This is a genomic window from Echinicola pacifica DSM 19836 (assembly GCF_000373245.1).
GTDB lineage: Bacteria > Bacteroidota > Bacteroidia > Cytophagales > Cyclobacteriaceae > Echinicola > Echinicola pacifica.
Genome location: NZ_KB890739.1, coordinates 487,703 through 505,906 on the forward strand (window position 1 = coordinate 487,703; position 18,204 = coordinate 505,906).

Annotated in this window: 15 protein-coding genes; 7 read left to right on the forward strand and 8 right to left on the reverse strand. The window is 44.3% G+C overall.

The window, feature by feature from the left end; all coding sequences use genetic code 11:
• Positions 1–236: 236 nt before the first annotated feature.
• From B050_RS0106565 to B050_RS0106585, 5 genes are read right to left on the reverse strand one after another with little or no spacing between them, the layout of a single operon-like run.
• Positions 237–1,793, reverse strand: a complete 1,557-nt coding sequence (locus B050_RS0106565) for an NFACT RNA binding domain-containing protein (RefSeq protein ID WP_026235698.1) — start codon at positions 1,791–1,793, stop codon at positions 237–239.
• A 2-nt stretch (positions 1,794–1,795) separates the two neighbouring features.
• On the reverse strand, positions 1,796–2,557 hold the full coding sequence (locus B050_RS0106570) for an MBL fold metallo-hydrolase (RefSeq protein WP_018473104.1): 762 nt from the start codon (positions 2,555–2,557) through the stop codon (positions 1,796–1,798).
• Complete coding sequence (locus tag B050_RS0106575; protein ID WP_018473105.1) at positions 2,554–2,832, reverse strand: hypothetical protein; 279 nt, start codon at positions 2,830–2,832, stop codon at positions 2,554–2,556. The genes B050_RS0106570 and B050_RS0106575 overlap by 4 nt, the downstream gene beginning before the upstream one ends.
• A gap of 18 nt (positions 2,833–2,850) precedes the next feature.
• Entirely contained in the window at positions 2,851–3,231 is a 381-nt protein-coding gene (locus B050_RS0106580) for a response regulator (RefSeq protein ID WP_018473106.1), read from the reverse strand.
• Entirely contained in the window at positions 3,224–3,979 is a 756-nt protein-coding gene (locus tag B050_RS0106585; protein ID WP_018473107.1) for an Hpt domain-containing response regulator, read from the reverse strand. Before B050_RS0106585 ends, B050_RS0106580 begins: the two co-directional genes overlap by 8 nt.
• A gap of 45 nt (positions 3,980–4,024) precedes the next feature.
• On the opposite strand from B050_RS0106585, the gene miaA reads away from it, so the two are divergent.
• The gene (miaA, locus tag B050_RS0106590) at positions 4,025–4,948 is read left to right on the forward strand and encodes a tRNA (adenosine(37)-N6)-dimethylallyltransferase MiaA (protein ID WP_018473108.1); all 924 of its coding nucleotides are present in this window, start codon (positions 4,025–4,027) and stop codon (positions 4,946–4,948) included.
• On the opposite strand, the gene B050_RS0106595 is transcribed toward miaA, so the two are convergent.
• Both B050_RS0106595 and pfkA read right to left on the reverse strand, forming a co-directional pair.
• Positions 4,933–5,247 carry a hypothetical protein gene (locus B050_RS0106595; RefSeq protein ID WP_018473109.1) on the reverse strand — a complete coding sequence of 105 codons (315 nt, stop codon included), beginning with the start codon at positions 5,245–5,247 and terminating at the stop codon, positions 4,933–4,935. The two genes, miaA and B050_RS0106595, sit on opposite strands and share 16 nt — an antisense overlap.
• Position 5,248: 1 nt before the next feature.
• Entirely contained in the window at positions 5,249–6,223 is a 975-nt protein-coding gene (pfkA, locus tag B050_RS0106600) for a 6-phosphofructokinase (protein ID WP_018473110.1), read from the reverse strand.
• A 487-nt stretch (positions 6,224–6,710) separates the two neighbouring features.
• Here pfkA and B050_RS0106605 point away from each other — a divergent pair, with 487 nt between their 5' ends.
• The 6 genes from B050_RS0106605 to B050_RS0106630 all read left to right on the forward strand — a co-directional run bounded on the left by B050_RS0106605 (position 6,711) and on the right by B050_RS0106630 (position 16,878).
• Entirely contained in the window at positions 6,711–9,800 is a 3,090-nt protein-coding gene (locus B050_RS0106605) for a gliding motility-associated C-terminal domain-containing protein (protein ID WP_018473111.1), read from the forward strand.
• A 35-nt stretch (positions 9,801–9,835) separates the two neighbouring features.
• A complete protein-coding gene (locus B050_RS0106610) occupies positions 9,836–10,780 on the forward strand; it encodes a PorP/SprF family type IX secretion system membrane protein (RefSeq protein WP_018473112.1) in 945 nt (314 codons plus the stop codon).
• A gap of 466 nt (positions 10,781–11,246) precedes the next feature.
• Positions 11,247–12,287 carry an NAD-dependent epimerase gene (locus B050_RS0106615; protein WP_018473113.1) on the forward strand — a complete coding sequence of 347 codons (1,041 nt, stop codon included), beginning with the start codon at positions 11,247–11,249 and terminating at the stop codon, positions 12,285–12,287.
• A gap of 108 nt (positions 12,288–12,395) precedes the next feature.
• Positions 12,396–13,445 carry a dTDP-glucose 4,6-dehydratase gene (rfbB, locus tag B050_RS0106620; RefSeq protein WP_018473114.1) on the forward strand — a complete coding sequence of 350 codons (1,050 nt, stop codon included), beginning with the start codon at positions 12,396–12,398 and terminating at the stop codon, positions 13,443–13,445.
• Between the two features lie 181 nt (positions 13,446–13,626).
• Positions 13,627–14,427: a polysaccharide biosynthesis/export family protein gene (locus tag B050_RS0106625; RefSeq protein WP_026235699.1), complete on the forward strand. Its 801-nt coding sequence runs from the start codon at positions 13,627–13,629 to the stop codon at positions 14,425–14,427.
• Between the two features lie 3 nt (positions 14,428–14,430).
• Positions 14,431–16,878 (forward strand): GumC family protein, encoded by a 2,448-nt coding sequence (locus B050_RS0106630; RefSeq protein WP_018473116.1) that lies wholly within the window; start codon positions 14,431–14,433, stop codon positions 16,876–16,878.
• Positions 16,879–16,906: 28 nt separating this feature from the next.
• Here the strand turns inward: B050_RS0106630 and B050_RS0106635 are convergent, their stop codons facing one another.
• Complete coding sequence (locus B050_RS0106635; RefSeq protein WP_018473117.1) at positions 16,907–18,166, reverse strand: anthranilate synthase component I family protein; 1,260 nt, start codon at positions 18,164–18,166, stop codon at positions 16,907–16,909.
• Positions 18,167–18,204: the final 38 nt, after the last annotated feature.

The following is an 18,204-nucleotide window of genomic DNA, read 5'->3' on the forward strand; positions in this document are numbered from 1 at the left end:
ATCCTATTTATAAAATACAAAAAGGCACCCTGAGCAATCAAGGTGCCTTTTTTATTGCTCAAAATAAACTTTAAGCATGATGGTAAATGAATCATGCATTTTGATAAACTAAAAATCTTTTACCGCGCCTGGGTTTTGATTCCCTGCTCAAGTAGCCATTTTATTGGACCTTAAGCAGCTCACTAGGAGCGATAGGGCTTGAGCTGATCTTCGCTGAGAAAGTTTAATGTCAGTTCTTATCCACCTTGGGGTTTGACCAGAATGACTTTTTCCTGGTCCACCATCACCGCTCCCGCAGGAGAACCCTTTACCTTTCTTACAAATTTGCAGGGAGTATAGATTACTGCGGCTACAGATTCATTCTTGCTCTTGGAGTGGTATGCGGCGATCTCTGCGGCCCGTTCTAGGGTGGACTTGGGGAATTGCATGCCGGACTGGTGTTTGATGATTACGTGCGATCCTGAGACATCTTTGGCGTGAAGCCACATATCATCCTTCCAGGCATACATGCGTAGCATAATATCATTGGCCTTAGCGGAGCGTCCCACCAATACATCAAAACCATCGATCTCTAGTTTTTTGAAAGGCAGGGATTCCTCTTGCACCTTCTTGCCAGGGCTCAGTGAATTTTCCTTCGCAAAATCCCTGAGCTCTTTGAACTGATCGATCTCCAGTAGTTCTTGGACTTGTGCGGTGGTAGTTTCTAAAAACTCCTCTTTCTCTAATAAATTGTTTTCAAGTTTTGAGACCTCTATTTTCCGATTTTTACTTTTACGATAGAGGTTTTCGGCCTGCTTCTGGGGGCTTACTTCCCTTTTTAGGCTGATCGTTATTGTGGTATTATTATAAAAGTCAAAAAGCTCCACCTCGGTGGCCCCTTTGGGGATTTGGTGCAGGTTGGCCATGATGATATCCGCTAGCCTGCTGGGCGGTGTGGCACTTTCCAGTTCCTCGAGTTTCTGGGAGGTTTTCTGAATATAAGCTTTGGTCTTTTTTACCTGATCTTCGAGGCGTTTTTGAAGCTGGTATTTTTCCCGGTCAAATGCCTGAAATATTACGGCCTTTTGGAAATAGTAATTACAGGCAGAGATGGGATCTGCCGATTGGAACTCGGCTTCCGGGACTGGTAGAAGGGATAAATAATAAGTCCCATTCTCCTGATATATGCTGAAGAGCGGACTTTCCAGCATATCCAAAATCTCTTGAATTAAGACCCATTTCTGCTCGATTTCAGCTTCTATATAGCCTTGTGATTTTAACCAATTTCTGGGTATTTTCCCAAGGGTGGGTAAGAAAGCTGCGGCTTTTCCTTCCAGCTCATAAAATCGGCTTTTGCTCAGATCCAGGTCCTGAGCAAGCTCGTCAAGACTCAGATTCCAATCCTCTTTCAGTTCATTTTTGAAGAGACTGAGCGGCTGGCTGGTTTCATTTGCATACAAAAGGATATTGCTTCGGTTTCCATGCAGCTTAAACAGCAGGAGGTGACCGGTGGAGAAATTAATTACAAAGGACCTTTCGAAGGGGATTACCTTTATCGCGCGCACGGTCGCCCCCATGATTAATGGGAATAGGTTTGCGCTATTTTTTTTGGATCGCTTATAGTCATCAGGGAAACTGATGCAGGGATTGGAGGGGTTGAGATGGGCCCTTATATGCAGGGATTTTTCCTCAGCAGCATAACCCATCACCAGCTCATCTTTATGTTGGGAGAAGCATTCCATTAGCTCCATGCCGACTAGCGATTTTGCGATCTCAGGGCAGAGGTACTGTAAGAAATGGTAATTTAAGTGCATAGTTATAGGTTCAACTGTAGGCCGTCATAGGCCAGAAAGATGTTTTCCGGTAGCATGTCTTCCACCGACTTATGTTTTCCTAACTTATGACTGATATGGGTAAGGTATGCTTTTTCTGGCTTGATAATGCTGATCCATTCGATGGCTTCTTTGAGCGTCAGATGAGAAATATGCTCTGTTTGTTGAAGGGCATTGAGGACCAGTGTTTTGGTGCCCTTGAGTTTGGCCATTTCGCTGTCTAAAATGGATTTGGCATCCGTGATATAAGAGAAGTCTCCGATTCGGTATCCGAATACGGGCAGCTTATAGTGCAGCACCTCAATGGGTAGGAAGGTATTTCCAGCCACAATAAAGGGTTTATTGTCGATTTGATGGGTGATGACCTGAGGGACACCGGGGTATTTTTTTTCGGCGAAGATATAGGAGTACTCCCTTTTCAGCTGGCTGAGCACCGGCGCTGTGCCATAGACAGGCATATCTTTGTTTTGCATGAAATTATACGGGCGGATATCGTCAAGACCTGCAGTATGATCCTTATGCTCGTGGGTATAGACGACCGCGTCAAGACTCGAGATCCCTTCACGGAGCATTTGGGTTCGGAAATCAGGGCCAGTGTCGATGACAATACTGCTGTCGTCAATTTGCAGATGGATAGAGCTTCGTAATCTTTTGTCCCGAAAATCAAGGGATTTGCATACCTCACATTGACAGCCGATCACAGGAACCCCTTGTGAGGTGCCTGTTCCTAGAAAAGTGATTTTCAAAGCTTTAATTCAGTTTGTTGGAGTTCACTATAGAAATCCTGGTTCTTTTTGTTTTTAAATTCCTTAGGGTTGAAATTCAATTCTTTCAAAATATCGATCAAGGTGTTTATTTTTCCTTCCAAGGTATAGTACTTATTGATGATGACCACTTTTGTGTCTTTTAATAAGCAGTAACCGGATCGGAAATTACCCTTTTCATATCGCAGCATATACTCCGATTCTGCAAAGAGGCTTTCGATTTTATCCAAATTGGTTTTCGTGTATTTTATTGCCATTCCATCCTAAGCTGTAGGTTACTTATTAAGGTGTTTTTTGACGGTGGACAGAAGCAGGTCATAGTCCAGAGGCTTCTGTAGGTAGTCATCAAGACCTGCGTTTTTGAAATCCTCCATGGTGTAATTCTTATAGTTTCCCGTAATGGCGATGACCGGGATGGAAGATTTTTTTGGGTCTTTCAGCGCCCTAATGGCTTTGGTACATTCTATCCCGTCCATGGTCGGCATATTGATGTCCATGAGGATGAGGTCAAAATCATCTGTCATCAGCTTGTCGAGCACTTGCTTACCATTTTTTACTGCGGTAATATGATAATTCTCAAACAGCAATACGTTCTTGGTAAGGTTGATGATTACCGAGCTGTCCTCTGCTACCAATACTTTTTTATTATCACTCATTTTCAGATTTATTTATTAATTCTATCAGGTGATTTTTAAAGGTGTTCAGTTGATCTTGTAATGTTAAGTAATCCTCAAAAATATCGTTATAATTTGAAGATTTTATTTTTTGGTCCAAGAAACTTGCCTCTTTGAATAGTTTGACAGCTCCAAGGGTCCCTGAATTACCTTTTAATATATGAAGTTTTTCATCAATTTCAGTATAGTTATGCTCATCGATCATCGATTTGATCTCGTCAATTAGCGATTGGGCTTCGTCAAAAAAGTCCTCATATACTGTTTGAATATCCTCCCTTGAATTGTACTTGCGAAGCTGCTTATAGACATTGATGTCCAGCACAGCTTTGCACTCTTTTTCCTTGTGCACATCCTCTGGAGGATGCTGTTGGGTAAGGTGAGAGTTGATGCTTTCGAGGAGGTCCTTGGGCTTCACGGGCTTATCGATGAAGTCATCAAAACCTGCGGAAAGGAAATAATCCCGATCCGTCTGGTCAGAATAAGCCGAAATAGCGATAATCGGGGCAGAGGTAAGGTTCTCTGCCTTGATGATTTTTAAGGCCGTAATTCCGTCCATGACCGGCATCTGAATGTCCATAAGTATCAGGTCAAAGTTTTCCTCTTTGATTTTGTCTATAGCCTCCTGGCCATTCTCGGCAGAGACATAGGGATAAGTATGACTAATGATGTTCTCAAACACCTTTCTGTTCAGGTTATTGTCATCGACTATTAATATCTTTTTGTTTTCCATGACCTAAACGTCTAATTTTGGCTTGTCATTCGCCTTTCAATAAAGATGGTTAATACTTCTGCAAAAAATAATTACTTACTGGTCATAGCTGGTCCAACCGCGGTTGGTAAAACCGAGTTATGTATAAAACTAGCCAAAAATTTTAATACTGTTATTATATCTTCGGATAGTCGTCAATTTTATAAGGAGACCAATAAAGGCACTGCAAAGCCAACTTTGCAAGAAATGGAGTGTGTTCCTCATTATTTTGTGGATAATAAGTCTATTTTTGATGATTATGATGTTCGCAAATTTGAGAAAGATGCGTTAGAACTCCTAGAAAAGTTTTTTATAAACCAGAAATTGGTAATTATGACGGGTGGTTCCGGCATGTATATCGACGCGATCTGTCAGGGATTGGATGAAATTCCCGAGGTCGATCCCCAAATTCGCAGCTCCCTAAATGCTTTCTACCAGGAGTATGGTTTGGAGAAACTCCAACAGAAATTACTGGAGCTGGATCCTGAATATTATCAGGAGGTGGATCTCAAAAATCCCCATCGGCTTATCCGCGCTTGCGAGGTGAGTATTGGGACAGGAAGGCCTTTTAGTCAGTATAGAATTAAGAAAATTAGCCCCAGGCCTTTTCATATTATTAAGGTGGGGCTGGAGCGGGACCGTGAGGAACTGTATCAGCGAATAGACCATAGGATGGATTTGATGATCGCAGATGGCCTCTTTGAGGAAGCAGAAAAATTATATGCTCACAGACATCTCAATGCCCTCCAGACGGTGGGGTATTCGGAGATATTTGGTTTTATGGAGGGAAAGTATAATCGTGAAGAAGCTATACGCTTATTGAAACGCAATTCCCGGAGGTATGCCAAAAGGCAGCTCACCTGGTTCCGAAAGGACAAGACCATCAAGTGGTTTCACCCCGATCAATATGATCAGGTACTAAATTATATACAAAGTCAGATCAGCTCGTGACCGGCGATTTTGGCCACGATCTTATACGGCATGGTTTCGATCAGCTGATTATATTGGTGGCGGTACAGTTTTGCTTTGCCATGTAGGTGCTGAGTTTCCGTAGAAGATTGGGGATGGCTCGCTAGAGATTTACTGATAGCATCCAGGTTTAGCGTATTATCAGATGAGCCAAGGGTTTGCGATAGGGACTCCAAAGTGGACTTATATTGAAGTTTCTTACGGGTAATGCTTTTGTTTACCACCATAAAAAACAAGAATATAAATCCACCCAAAGTGACAAATATTGGAACGAAGCCCATGTTAAATGCTTAGAATTTCAATTAATTTTAAAATATCCTGATTGAGAGGTTTGTCTTTAGTAATGCAATCCTCAAAGCTCGTATAAGCGACCTGATCATGGATGATGCCCGCCATGCAGTTGGCTTTTCCGCTCATGAGTCCCTCTATTGCCGCCATACCGCATCGGCTAGCGAGCATTCGGTCTTTTCCTGTTGGGCTACCGCCTCTTTGGATATGCCCTAAAGTGGTCACCTTAAAGTCCAGAGAGTCATCATTGATGGTGGTTTTAACCTTTTCCATGATTTCGGCTGCATTGCCTTCCTCATCTCCTTCGGCCACCACGATCACACTGGATGTCTTGGTAGTAGGGGAGCCTTTCAGTTTTTCTACCACTTCGGCTAGCGTGGTTTTGGTTTCTGGAACCATCACCATTTCTGCACCACCACCAAGGCCACATTCCACGGCGATATATCCGCTGTCACGCCCCATCACTTCTATAAAGAAGATCCTGTCATGGGCAGCAGCGGTATCTCTGATCTTATCGATGGCTTCGAGAGCCGTATTGATGGCCGTGTCAAAGCCAATGGTATAATCTGTGCCGTATATATCATTGTCAATGGTCCCTGGGCATCCAATCGTAGGGATCCCATATTCCTCATAGAATACCTTGGCTCCAGTGAATGTTCCATCTCCGCCAATGGCTACTAATCCTTCAATGCCTAATTTGCTGAGCTGTTCGAAAGCCTTCTGCCGGCCTTCTTTGGTACGGAACTCATGGCTACGAGCAGATTTCAGAAAGGTCCCTCCTCGCTGTACAATATTGCTCACATCATGAGATTTCATCTTAAAAATCTCTCCATTGATCATCCCGTCAAATCCGTACCTGATTCCGTACATGTCCAGGCCGTGATAAATCCCGGTGCGGACTACCGCCCTGATACAGGCATTCATGCCAGGTGCATCTCCTCCGGAGGTTAATACAGCTATTTTCTTCATTGGTTTATATAGGTTTTGAATGAGCCAAAAATAATCATTAATGAATGGAAAAGTAATTAAAATAGGTAATTCTTTTAGGGTTTGTACCATTGCCCTGTTTAGGGTCTCGTCCAGGTGCCAGATGCCTCCCCCGAACTTAAAAGGATCAGAAGCCTACCTTTTTTGAAGCTGGTCCATTGCCGTATATTTTACTTGATACACTTTTTAAATGTAAACTGACTGATAATCAGTTGATTGCTATTCTTTTCATCTGTTTGTTTATGAAATAAAGCTATGTATATGGTAAAAAATACATTTTTTAGGTTAAAAATTTCGTACCTAGGCTTCTTTTATTATATTTGCTTTTACTCGAATATATAAAATATTATTTTATCACCCGAATGATAATAAGAATATATTTTTGTGTTGTTCAAATAGTTTTATTTGAATTTCATGAAAATTTGGTTTAGGTATTGAGTAAAAAGACACGCACACATCAACCTTATTTATGAAAAAACATCTACTTCTTTTGCTCTTAGGAGTGGCCTCCGCGCTTATTCCTCTGAAGATTTATGCGCAAGCATCAGGGGCAGCTCCAGTAATTATTACCACCGAAGGTTTTACTGAATTTGAGCCTACCAAAGGTGCCGTGATCATTGATGGTGGTGTCACTGTGACTGATAGCGACTCCCCATTTGCCTCCAAGGCAATAGTGAAGCTTACCAACTTGCCTGATGGGGGGAATGAGCTAATCAGCATAGACCCAGCGGTGGTACAGCTAGCTAATGAAAATAAATTGGTGGTAAATTATAATTTCACCACTGGGGAGCTCACCATTACTGGAGAAGCGAGTTTCGCAGTATATCAGCAAATCCTCCAAAAACTCACCTATAATAATGTGTCCCAAGTTCCTGATACCGCAGACAGGCTGGTAAACTATACCATATTTGACCAGGATGGAAATGCCAGTGCCGACCAAACTCGGGTGGTGAAAATAAAAAATGTGCAAGCCCTCGTGACCTCGGTAAGCGCTCCCCCCAATGGTCTCTATGGCATAGAGGATGAGATCAGTATCCAGCTGACATTTAATCGCCCCGTGTGGGTGACCGAAGGATCGCCTCGCATCTCACTACAGCTGGGAGATCAGCAGGTATATGCCGCTTATTCCTCTGGCTCAGGGTCCAGCCAGCTGACCTTTACCTATACGGTGCAGGAAGGGGATCTGGATCAAGATGGGCTTGTCTTCGGGAATACCATAGACTTAAATACCGGCCTAATAAATGACAGTACGGGTGAGCCTGCCAATTTGCTAATCAATAATATGCCTGGCACCTCGCAGGTACATGTAGATGGTATTCGTCCCTGGGCTAGCGAATTGACTTTGCCGCAGGCAGGCCAATATGCCGTGTGCTCCAATAATGTGCTCACATTTACTCTCACCAGCTCCGAGCCTATCCGCATAGAAGGAGAAGGGTTAATGCTGAGCTTGACTTTTGATAGTGGGGAGCGAAACGCAGATTATGACGAGGAAGCTAGTGATGAATCCCATTTGGTATTTACCTACTCCATCGCCTCAGGCGATACCGATAGTGACGGGATTACAGTGAATGCTCTTGTCCTTGGCGAAGCTAAGGTCCTAGATGTGGCAGGAAATGAACTGACCGATATAAGCTTATCCCTGACTAGCAAGCCAGACACTAACCAGATTCTCATCGACGGGACTGCCGTGGAGGCGCCAGTGGTGACCGGTATCAGCCCGGACAGTGGAAGCTCTGACTCAGATGGACAGACCAATAATGCAGATTTTACAATCAATGGAACCGCAGGAGCTGGCTTAGAAGTAAAAGTGATTTTGGATGATAAGCAGATAGGCACCGCCCAGGCTTCGGAAAGTGGAAACTGGTCATATGATGCCTCTGCTGTGGAAATCACTGAGGGGCATCATATCATAAGCGCTGTGGCGACTGAGGGAGACTGTAATACCAGCGCAGCCGGCGATGGCTATGCCTTACTACTGGATCTCAACGGTCCCCAGCTGCTGGTCAATATGCCTACGCTGCTGCTCGATGGATCTGGCCAGCTGATAGTGAAGCCGGAGCAAATCGTGCAAAGTGTCACGGACAATTATACCGCAACAGAAAATATTATAATCAGCCTAGCCAAGGATACCTTCACCTGTGAGAATATCGGTGAGAATGAAGTCCTGATTACCGCTACCGATTTGGCAGGAAATAGCACGGAGGTCAGCGCTATAGTGACGATTGCTTATGATGGCGAGTTGGATTTTGAACTGGTGGATGCAAGTATTGACTTGGACGAGACGGGAGCTGCCAGCTTTCTCTGGGATCAAGTGGTGAAGGGCGTCACCGGAACTTGCCAGGACCTAGGCAGCTTCAGCTATAGCTTAAGCCAAAGTGAATTTGACTGTAGTCATATTGGAGAGAATGCGGTCCTGCTGACCGTGACCGGCGAAGGAGATTTTTCTGCTAGTTACGAGCTGACCATCACTGTACATGATCAGCTGGCGCCAAGCCTTAGCAGTCCCCAGGAAAATGTGGAGGTCCTAGTGGGGATATCTGCTGAGTACGCGATGGAAGATTACGCTGCTATTTTTGGCCTTAGTGACAATTGTTCCGTGACGGAGGTTAGCCAGTCGCCAGCGGTAGGAGAGATGCTTTATGGCTATAATATTCCGCATCCAGTGACGATCTCGGCAAAAGACGCCTCAGGGAATGAACTTGAATATTCCTTTTCGGTAACTCTCATCACCAATGTGCTGGTGTCCATTGTGGATCCGGAGATGCTAATGGTAAGCTGGGGTACGGAAGAGGAAGAGCTTAGCCTTCCTGAGCAGGTGATAGGAATATTGGCATCTGGTGAGGAGGTCATGGTGACGGTGTCATGGGATATGGTAAACTATGAAAGTACCGTACCAGGGATTTACCAAAATTCAGGAGAGATCCAGATTCAGGATACGGCTTATACTTTGGCAGAAGAGATGGAGAGCACCTTGACGCTGACCGTAATGGAAAAGCTGCCTCCCGAGGATATTCTACTGAGTGATGAGACTTTTTCGGTGGAGGATGATCCTATTGCCCCATTGGGGGTATTGAGCACGGTGGATCCGGATGATGATCAGCATAGCTATGCGCTGACTGGGGCTTATCCTGATGAAGTCCATTTTTATATCCTTGGAGACCGGTTGTTTTGGACCGCAGAGGATATGCCCGATGACCAATATGAATTTGTGATTCAGGTATCCAGTACCGATCAGGTAGGGAATACCATCACTAAAGACTTCATGATCGAGAGGTTGAAGCCTTCCTTGGATGGTCTGGCGATTAGCAATGTGTTTAGTCCAAACGGGGACAATATCAATGATACCTGGGGGATAGAAGCCTTGAGGTATTATGGAGAGATGAAGCTTATGGTATTTGAGCGAGGCGGTAAAATGGTATATGTGAGTTTTGATCCGGAGGACCGCTGGGACGGAAGGTATGAGGGGAGTGAGCTGCCGGTGGGGAGCTATTATTATGTGATTGAGCTGGCGGAAGCAGGTCAAAAGAGGAGGGGAGTATTAACCTTGCTTAGAGACTAAAGGGTCAATTTAAAGAACATTTCAATCCGAAAATCATGAAAAGATTCATCATTATATTTCTAGTAATTATAGGGCTTGATATCACCGACTCTGCCGCCCAGAGCAGAAGGTATTTCAGTTATTTTAGCTCCATGCAAAGTTATTTTAACCCTGCATTGGTAGGGCTGGAGGGAAGCTCTGCCAGAAGCGTCATCAGGAGCCAGTGGGCCGGAATTGATGGAGCGCCAAAGTCGGCGTATGGGAGTGTGGAGGGAGAGTTTTCGCAACTTACTGGCGACAATTCTACCCCGATTGGTAAGAATGCCATTGGGCTGTCGGTGCTGTATGATCAGCATGGTCCTTTTACTGAGACCGAATTATTGCTAAACTATACCAGCAGAATCAAGCTCTCTGATAAGCATTTTCTAGGCCTTGGTGGAGGGGTGAAGTATATGAATACTGAGCTAGACGGTACCGCACTGAGCCCTGATGAAGCGGGAGACCCTGCTATCAGTCGGTATATGGGTGGCTTTGCCGATATGAAGTTTTTGGATTTTAATTTTGGTCTGGCCGTGAGGACGCAGGAGTATTATTTCGCCTATGCAGTCCAAAACCTTGCCTCGGGCACGATCAGTAGCGGTGATGACTTCTATGTCGCGCGACCGCCAAGTCATAATTTTCAGGCGGGTTTTCGTGGCCCTGTAAATGAAAGCATTGGCCTGATCGGGAATGTACTCTATCGCTTGCAGGAAGACTTGCCTTTTAATGCAGAACTAAATTTTAAGGCCTTGCTACTGGAGAAAGTATGGCTGGGCGTGGCTCACCGAGTGGATTATTCTACAGGACTCCAGGCAGGATTTATCCTCGACAGGGTCAATGTGGGCTATAGCTATGAGATCTCCACCCGCAACAGGGCAAAAATGTATGGCAGTACGCATGAATTTGTCGCTGCGGTCAGATTATTTGATTTCAAGACCAAGGGAATATATAGTATGTGGTAAGGAACCGCGCTATTTATAATGAGCTTTGTTTACAACTCTAATTTATATAAGCGTGCCTGATCTTCGGGTACGCTTTTTTTATAACGATCATTCGCCCTCATCCGCCAAACCCAGGTGCATTAAAGCCGGGCTATTCGCTACCTGCTGACTGACGTTTTGGAAAGGGCAGAAACTTATAATCCAATTATAGCTTTTGACCATCAAAATAGATATTTTTACATTTATAAGCTGAAAAGGTGAATTGCTAATTATCCGTATTGAAGAGGGTTTTATGCGGTATGTGTGTAATGTATCGTGATGGAAATTGTGAATTTGTGAAAAATAATCGTGATTTAGTAAATGTTATGAAAAACATTTATTTAAATATTTAATACCTTTTACTATATTTGTTTGGATTTTAGGGAGCTTCGTTCCTTAGGATTCTAGAGAATTGGGTACAATATTATAAAAAGAAATCTAATCTTATATGAAATTTTTAGTAACCGGTGCAGCAGGTTTTATTGGGCATGGACTAGCCAAGAAACTTTTGAAAGAGGGGCATCAGGTAGTGGGGATAGACAATAATAATGATTATTACGATGTAAATCTAAAGCTATCAAGGCTGGCTGATTTGGGTCTAAAACCAGAGTTAATTGTGCCAGGAGAAAAGTTATCATCTTCTACCGGTTCTGAGTTTTCATTTGTTCAAATGGGATTAGAGGAAGGCGATCGCATGATGTCGCTTTTTGAAGCTGAGAAATTCGATGTAGTCGTAAACCTTGCTGCCCAAGCTGGGGTGCGCTATTCCATTGAAAACCCTCGGGCTTATATCAATGCCAACGTGATGGGGTTCTTAAATGTCCTTGAGGCATGCCGACATCACCCTGTAAAGCACCTGGTATATGCCTCTTCCAGCTCTGTGTATGGAGCCAATACCAAAATGCCATTCTCTACCAAAGACAATGTCGATCACCCGGTGAGCCTCTATGCGGCCACCAAAAAATCCAATGAGCTTATGGCGCATACCTATAGCCATCTATATGGTGTGAAGACTACTGGCCTTAGGTTTTTCACTGTCTATGGTCCCTGGGGTCGCCCAGATATGGCTCTGTTCTTATTTACCAAGGCCATATTGAATGGAGAGCCTCTGAAGGTGTTTAATCATGGTAAGATGAAAAGGGACTTCACTTATATAGATGATATTGTGGAAGGAGTATATAGGACATCCCTGCTTCCTCCGGAGCCAGGAAGCGATCAGCGAACAGACAATGGTACCAATGCGCCCTTTAGAGTATTTAATATTGGGAATTCTAAATCAGTAGCCCTGATGGATTTCATCAAAGCCATAGAAAAAGCTACCGATAAGGAGGCCGTTCTTGATATGCTTCCGATGCAACCGGGAGACGTGCCTGCTACCTATGCCGATGTGACGGCTTTGTCTGAAGCGACAGGCTATAAACCTGATACCAAAGTCGAGGATGGAGTGAAGCAATTTGTGGATTGGTACCGCAGTTATTATAAAGTATAAATCATTCTGAAGCTATGGTATTGTTTTTGGTTCTGTTATTTTTGTAAAAATTACAGAGCTTACCAACGCATACCTTGGAAGTTTTTAGTTAACCTTTTTTGTAGCTTCATGAAAAAATCAATTTTAATAACCGGTGGCGCTGGATTTATTGGCAGCCATGTAGTCAAGTTATTTGTAAATAAATATCCTGATTACCATATTGTCAATTTAGATAGCCTTACTTATGCGGGGAATCTTGAAAACCTTAAAGAACTAGAAGGAAAGCCAAATTATAGCTTTGCCAAGGTGGATATTCTCAACGAATCTGCTCTGAAAGAGGTGTTTGAGCAGCATCAGATCAGCGACGTCATCCATTTGGCCGCCGAATCTCATGTGGATAGGTCCATTTCTGATCCCTTAGCATTCGTGAAAACGAACGTAATCGGCACGGTAAACCTTCTCAATGCTGCCAAAAATTTCTGGAAAGATCTAGGGAATCACCTTTTCTACCACGTATCCACGGATGAGGTATATGGCTCATTGGGTGAAGATGGTTATTTCCTGGAGACCACCTCCTATGACCCCCAATCTCCCTATTCAGCCTCTAAGGCTTCCTCCGACCATTTCGTGAGGGCTTATGCCAATACCTATGGAATGAAGACGGTCATCAGCAACTGCTCTAATAATTATGGCCCAAACCAATTCCCTGAAAAACTTATTCCCTTATGCATTCATAATATCAAGAATAATAAGGCTCTTCCAGTATATGGTAAAGGGGAGAATATCCGAGATTGGCTCTATGTGGTGGACCACGCAGCAGCTATTGATGTGATATTTCACGAGGGTAAGCAGGGCGAAACCTATAATATCGGCGGCTGGAATGAGTGGAAGAATATCGATATCGTGACCACGCTATGCCAGGTTATGGATAAGAAACTTGGTAGATCCGAAGGTGAATCAGCTAAGTTGATCACCTACGTGAAAGACCGTGCCGGCCATGATATGAGGTATGCTATTGATGCTAGCAAACTCGAAAAAGAACTTGGTTGGAAGCCTAGCTTGCAGTTTGAGGAAGGGATCGAGAAAACCGTGGACTGGTACCTCTCCAATGAAGAGTGGCTCAATAATGTCACCTCTGGAGCTTACCAAAAATATTACGATAAGCATTATGAATCTTAATTGATCACCGATCAGAATAGATTCTCATTATAGATTTTATAAAAAGGACAGCAGAGTTAGTTTCTGCTGTCCTTTTTTTTGTTAACGTTATTGGGCCTTTCATTTCTTTCATTGTTTCCTTAAGGACGATATTTGAGTATATTTGAACTGACATGAAAGTTTGACGATCCACCAACGACGAATGAAGAAAATTTTACCGGTATTGGCGATTACTGTTTTATTGCTGTCCTGCGTGAGCAATAAGCGGCTGAATTACCTACAGAATCTCGAGGGCAATGAAGTCATCGAATTGGACGAATTTATCCCCTATGCAGCCATCGATTACGAGTATATTCTCCAGCCTTATGATGTGGTGGACATCGACTTTGCCTCCTCCAATGAGGAGCTACTGCGGGTGTTTGAATATCAAGGCTCGGCAGGGAATAGAGGCAGTTCGGCAGGCTCCTCAGGGGATCCGTATTTTTTTTCAGGTTATAATATTGATAAGGATGGCATGGTCCGCATCCCCAAATTGGGGAAGATAAAGATCGCAGGAATGACCGAAGAAGCGGCTCAGGAGAAGATTGAAGGCCAAATCAACCAGTTCTTCAAAGAGGAGGTTTATGTAAGATTACGCACCGGAGGGATTAGATTTACCACCCTTGGTGAATTCAATAGCTCCGGCACCAAGGTGATATTTAAGAATCGAGCGACCATCTTCGATGCAATCGCCATGGCCGGTGAAAGCGATATCCTAGCTAAGAAGAACGAATTATTTCTCATCAGACAATATGACGGTGGAACAAAAATTCACCAGATTAATCTCAATGATCGGGCACTTTTAGCTTCCCCCTATTATTTTGTGCAGCCTAATGATATTCTCTATTTGCAGCCCATGGCTATCAGGCAGATTGGAGATGCGAATACCCTCACCGCGACCTTACAACTCGTGATTGGCCTGGCTACAGCCGTATTGTTTTTCATAGCAATTACTAATAACTAGGCGATGACGGATTATAATAATATCCCCGGCTTTGAAGAGGAGGAAAGTACCATAGACTTCAAGTATTACTTCGTAAAGTATGCCCGGCTATGGCCGCTGTACCTGATCAGTATCCTTCTGTCGCTGACGGCTGCCTACCTGTATCACAGATATACGGTGGAGAAATATGAGGTGACCGGCAGCATTATGATCAAGGATACCAGCAGCCCGGAGGTGAAGATCCTCGATCGATCAAATATATTTTCCACGCCTACTAATCTTGAGAATGACATTCTCGTGCTCACCTCCAAGACCCTTGCCGCCGAGGCACTTGAGAAGGTGCGCTTTGATGTAAGCTATTACGCCTCCACCAATATCAAGGAGATAGAACTTTATGAGAAAACCCCCATAAGGGTGCATGTGGATTGGCGTCATCCTCAGCCTATCAGTGATTTTATAGAATTGACCATGACCGGGCCTGAGACCTTCAGCCTCAAGCCAGTTACTATTGGCTTATTAGGATATTTCTCATCCAGTGTGGACCCTGTATCGCAGTCAGGCCTCATGGGGGAAGGTTATACTTTTGGGGATACCCTGTCGACCTCAGGTGCCAGGTTCCTGATCGAGAAAGTACAGGGGATGAAAGTGGGAGAGCGAGTGGTATTTGTCATTCATAATCCTGCCTATCAGATAGAATATTATTCCAAAGCGATCGGGGTCAAGCCGCAGAGAAACTATGGATCTGTGCTTCAGGTAAGCCTCGTGACCAAAGTGGTGGAAAAAGGCCGGGATTATATCAATGCGCTCATGGTGGCCTTCATCGAGCATGACCTCAAAGAAAAGAATCTTATTTCAGAAAATACCCTACAGTTTATAGAAGACCAGCTTTATGTGGTGGAGGATTCCCTACGGCTAGCAGAGGAGCGTATGCTGGATTTTAAGGTGGACAATATGATGCTGGATGTACCTTCAGAATACGGAGGTGTACTTACCAAGATCCAGGCTATGGAGGTCCGTCTGCAAGAGTTGGAGTTTGAGCTGGGATATTATAAGTCTCTGGAAGAGTACCTCCAGAAGAAGTCAGTGGACTATTCGGAAGTGCTAGCTCCCTCTCTGGTGGGGATTTCTGACGGTCTCCTGAATTCGATGACAGAGAGCCTCATGGAACTGTCCATGGAGCGCAGGCGCCTGCTTACGGTGGTAAATACCAATCATCCGGATGTGGAAAAATTAGATGACCAAATAGGCCGCTTACGGGCCAATATTTTTGAGAATATTAATAATCTGGTGGCCAATACTGAGAAGAAAATCAAGGAAGCTGAAGGAAGACTTCGGGAGTTTGACGCTGAGTTTTCTCGTCTCCCGAAGGCTGAATCTAATTATACCAATATATATAGGGAGTATAAGCTACGGGAAAATTTATACAATTACCTTCTGGAAAAGCGCGCCGAAGTGGGCATCGCCAGGGCTTCGAATATATCTGATAATTCGGTGGTGGATTACGCCCGGAAGGGAAGCCTGATTCACCCTCAAAAGCTGAAGAACTATGGGCTTTCTTTGGCATTGGGACTTTTGATCCCGCTGGGAATAGTGATTTTTATCGACCTGATGAATGGCCGAATCATGGATCAGATCCAGCTGAAATCCTCCATCCATTTGCCCTTATTGGGGACCATTGGTTTCAGTGAGAAGAAAACGAATATGCTGGTAGCTGAATATCCGAAATCAATGGCCTCGGAATCTTTTAGGTCCTTACGATCGGCTTTATTTTATTTGGCGAGCGAAAAGCGCTGCAAGAAAATCCTGGTAACCTCAAGTGTATCTGGGGAGGGGAAAACATTCATTAGCTTAAATCTAGCCGCGGCCATGGCCATGAGTGGTAAGCGAACCTGCGTACTGGGCATGGATCTGCGCAAGCCTCGGATAGCTGAATATGTGGGGCTAAGTAATAAGAAAGGCCTTTCTTCTTATTTGGTAGGGAAGGCTAGCCAGGAGGAGATCGTCCATGAAACCAGCTATGAAAACCTATACTTCGTCCCCTCAGGCCCGATACCGCCAAACCCCGCCGAGCTACTGCTAAAACCTCAGCTGGAGACTTTGCTCAAGGCCCTGGAGCAGGAGTTTGAAGTGATTATCCTTGATACTCCGCCTATGGCCCTGGTCTCTGAGACCATGGATCTGCTGAGATTTTCGGATGTCAACCTCTATGTGGTGAGGCAGGATTATACTCAGAAGAAATACCTTCTGATGATCAATGACCTGGAGGAAAATAAGCAAATCAAGAATTTCTACACCATCTTCAATGGGATCAAAGCCGGCGGAGGAATGTATGATTTCGGAGGATATAACTATGGCTATGGGTATAATTATTCCTATATGCAGAAGGGGAAATACGCGGGAAGCTATTATGATGAGGAAGATAGAGATCCTCAGCCTTGGTGGTTAAGACTGCGGAATAGATTCCGGGTATAAATCCCCCATTGATTTAGCCTTTTTTTAGTTAGTCAAAGGAGGTGAGGACCTCCATGATGGCTTTGGCTTTTAGTAAGCATTCGTCATATTCATAGACAGGGTCAGCATCATAAGTGATGGCACTGCCTGCGGCAAAATAGAGTTTATTACCATCCTGATCACCTATTATACTGCGGATGATGACACTAAAGTCAAAATCCCCCTCTTCATCGATATAGCCTATAGCGCCGGAAAACCAGCCTCGCCTGAATATTTCATACCGCTCGATGAGCTCCATGCATTTGATCTTGGGAGCACCTGTCATGCTGCCCATGGGGAAGCAGGCTTGGATGATTTCGGTAAATTTTACCTCAGGATCCAGCTGGGCGCTGAGGCTGGAGATCATCTGGAATACCTGCGCAAAAGGGTAGATTCCAAAGAGCTCATCCACCTGCACCGAACCAGTTTTAGCGATTCGGGCCAAATCATTTCTCATCAGGTCCACAATCATCAGGTTTTCGGCCATTTCTTTTTCGCTGGAGCGAAGGAGGTGCTTTAAGCGCTGGTCTTCTTCTTTGCTGCTTCCTCTGCGGATGGTGCCTTTGATCGGCTGGGCAAGGAGGGAATTCCCTTGTTTCTTCAGAAAGCGCTCCGGCGATGCGCCTACCAGCCATAGATTGCCCGCTTTGAATAAAGAAGAAAAGGGCATGGGGCTTTTTTGGGCCAGGGCCCAATAGAGAGCTGCGGGATTGATGGATTGATAGTCTGCAGAAAAAGGCATGCAATAATTCAACTCATAAAGGTCTCCCTCTGCAATATGCTCCTGAATCCGGCGAATAATACGGATATATTCTTCCTTGCTTTGGAGCTTACTGATAGGACCAACTTGAGTAGGGGTAGATGTATCCTCCCATCCATCGATCGCATCTCGGAGCTGCGAGGGGTCTTGTACGGAGCTAGCGAGCAGGCAAGTTTGAAGGTTCTCATCAAAGGAAATTCTTAAAGAGGCGGCAAAAAACAATAGGTCCGGGCAGCTTATAATAGCAGGATTGCGGCTATACAGCTTCTCAAATCGATTCTTTAAATCATAGCTAAGTATTCCTCCCTTAAAGCCAGCAGTATGGTCTAGCTCCTCAAAGGGGATCTCCTGATGCCCTGCCAGCAACAGGGTTTTGAAGCCATCTTCAGGGTATGGTAGTCCCTGAGGATGATGAAAAGATACATACTCGAAGTGCTGTAATGCCCATTTTACGACTTTCTTTTGCCAGTCTGGCGTATAGGGGAAAGAAATTTCTTGGACCTGCTTCATACTTCAAAATTAGCATTTAGGGCATAAAAAAAGAGGAA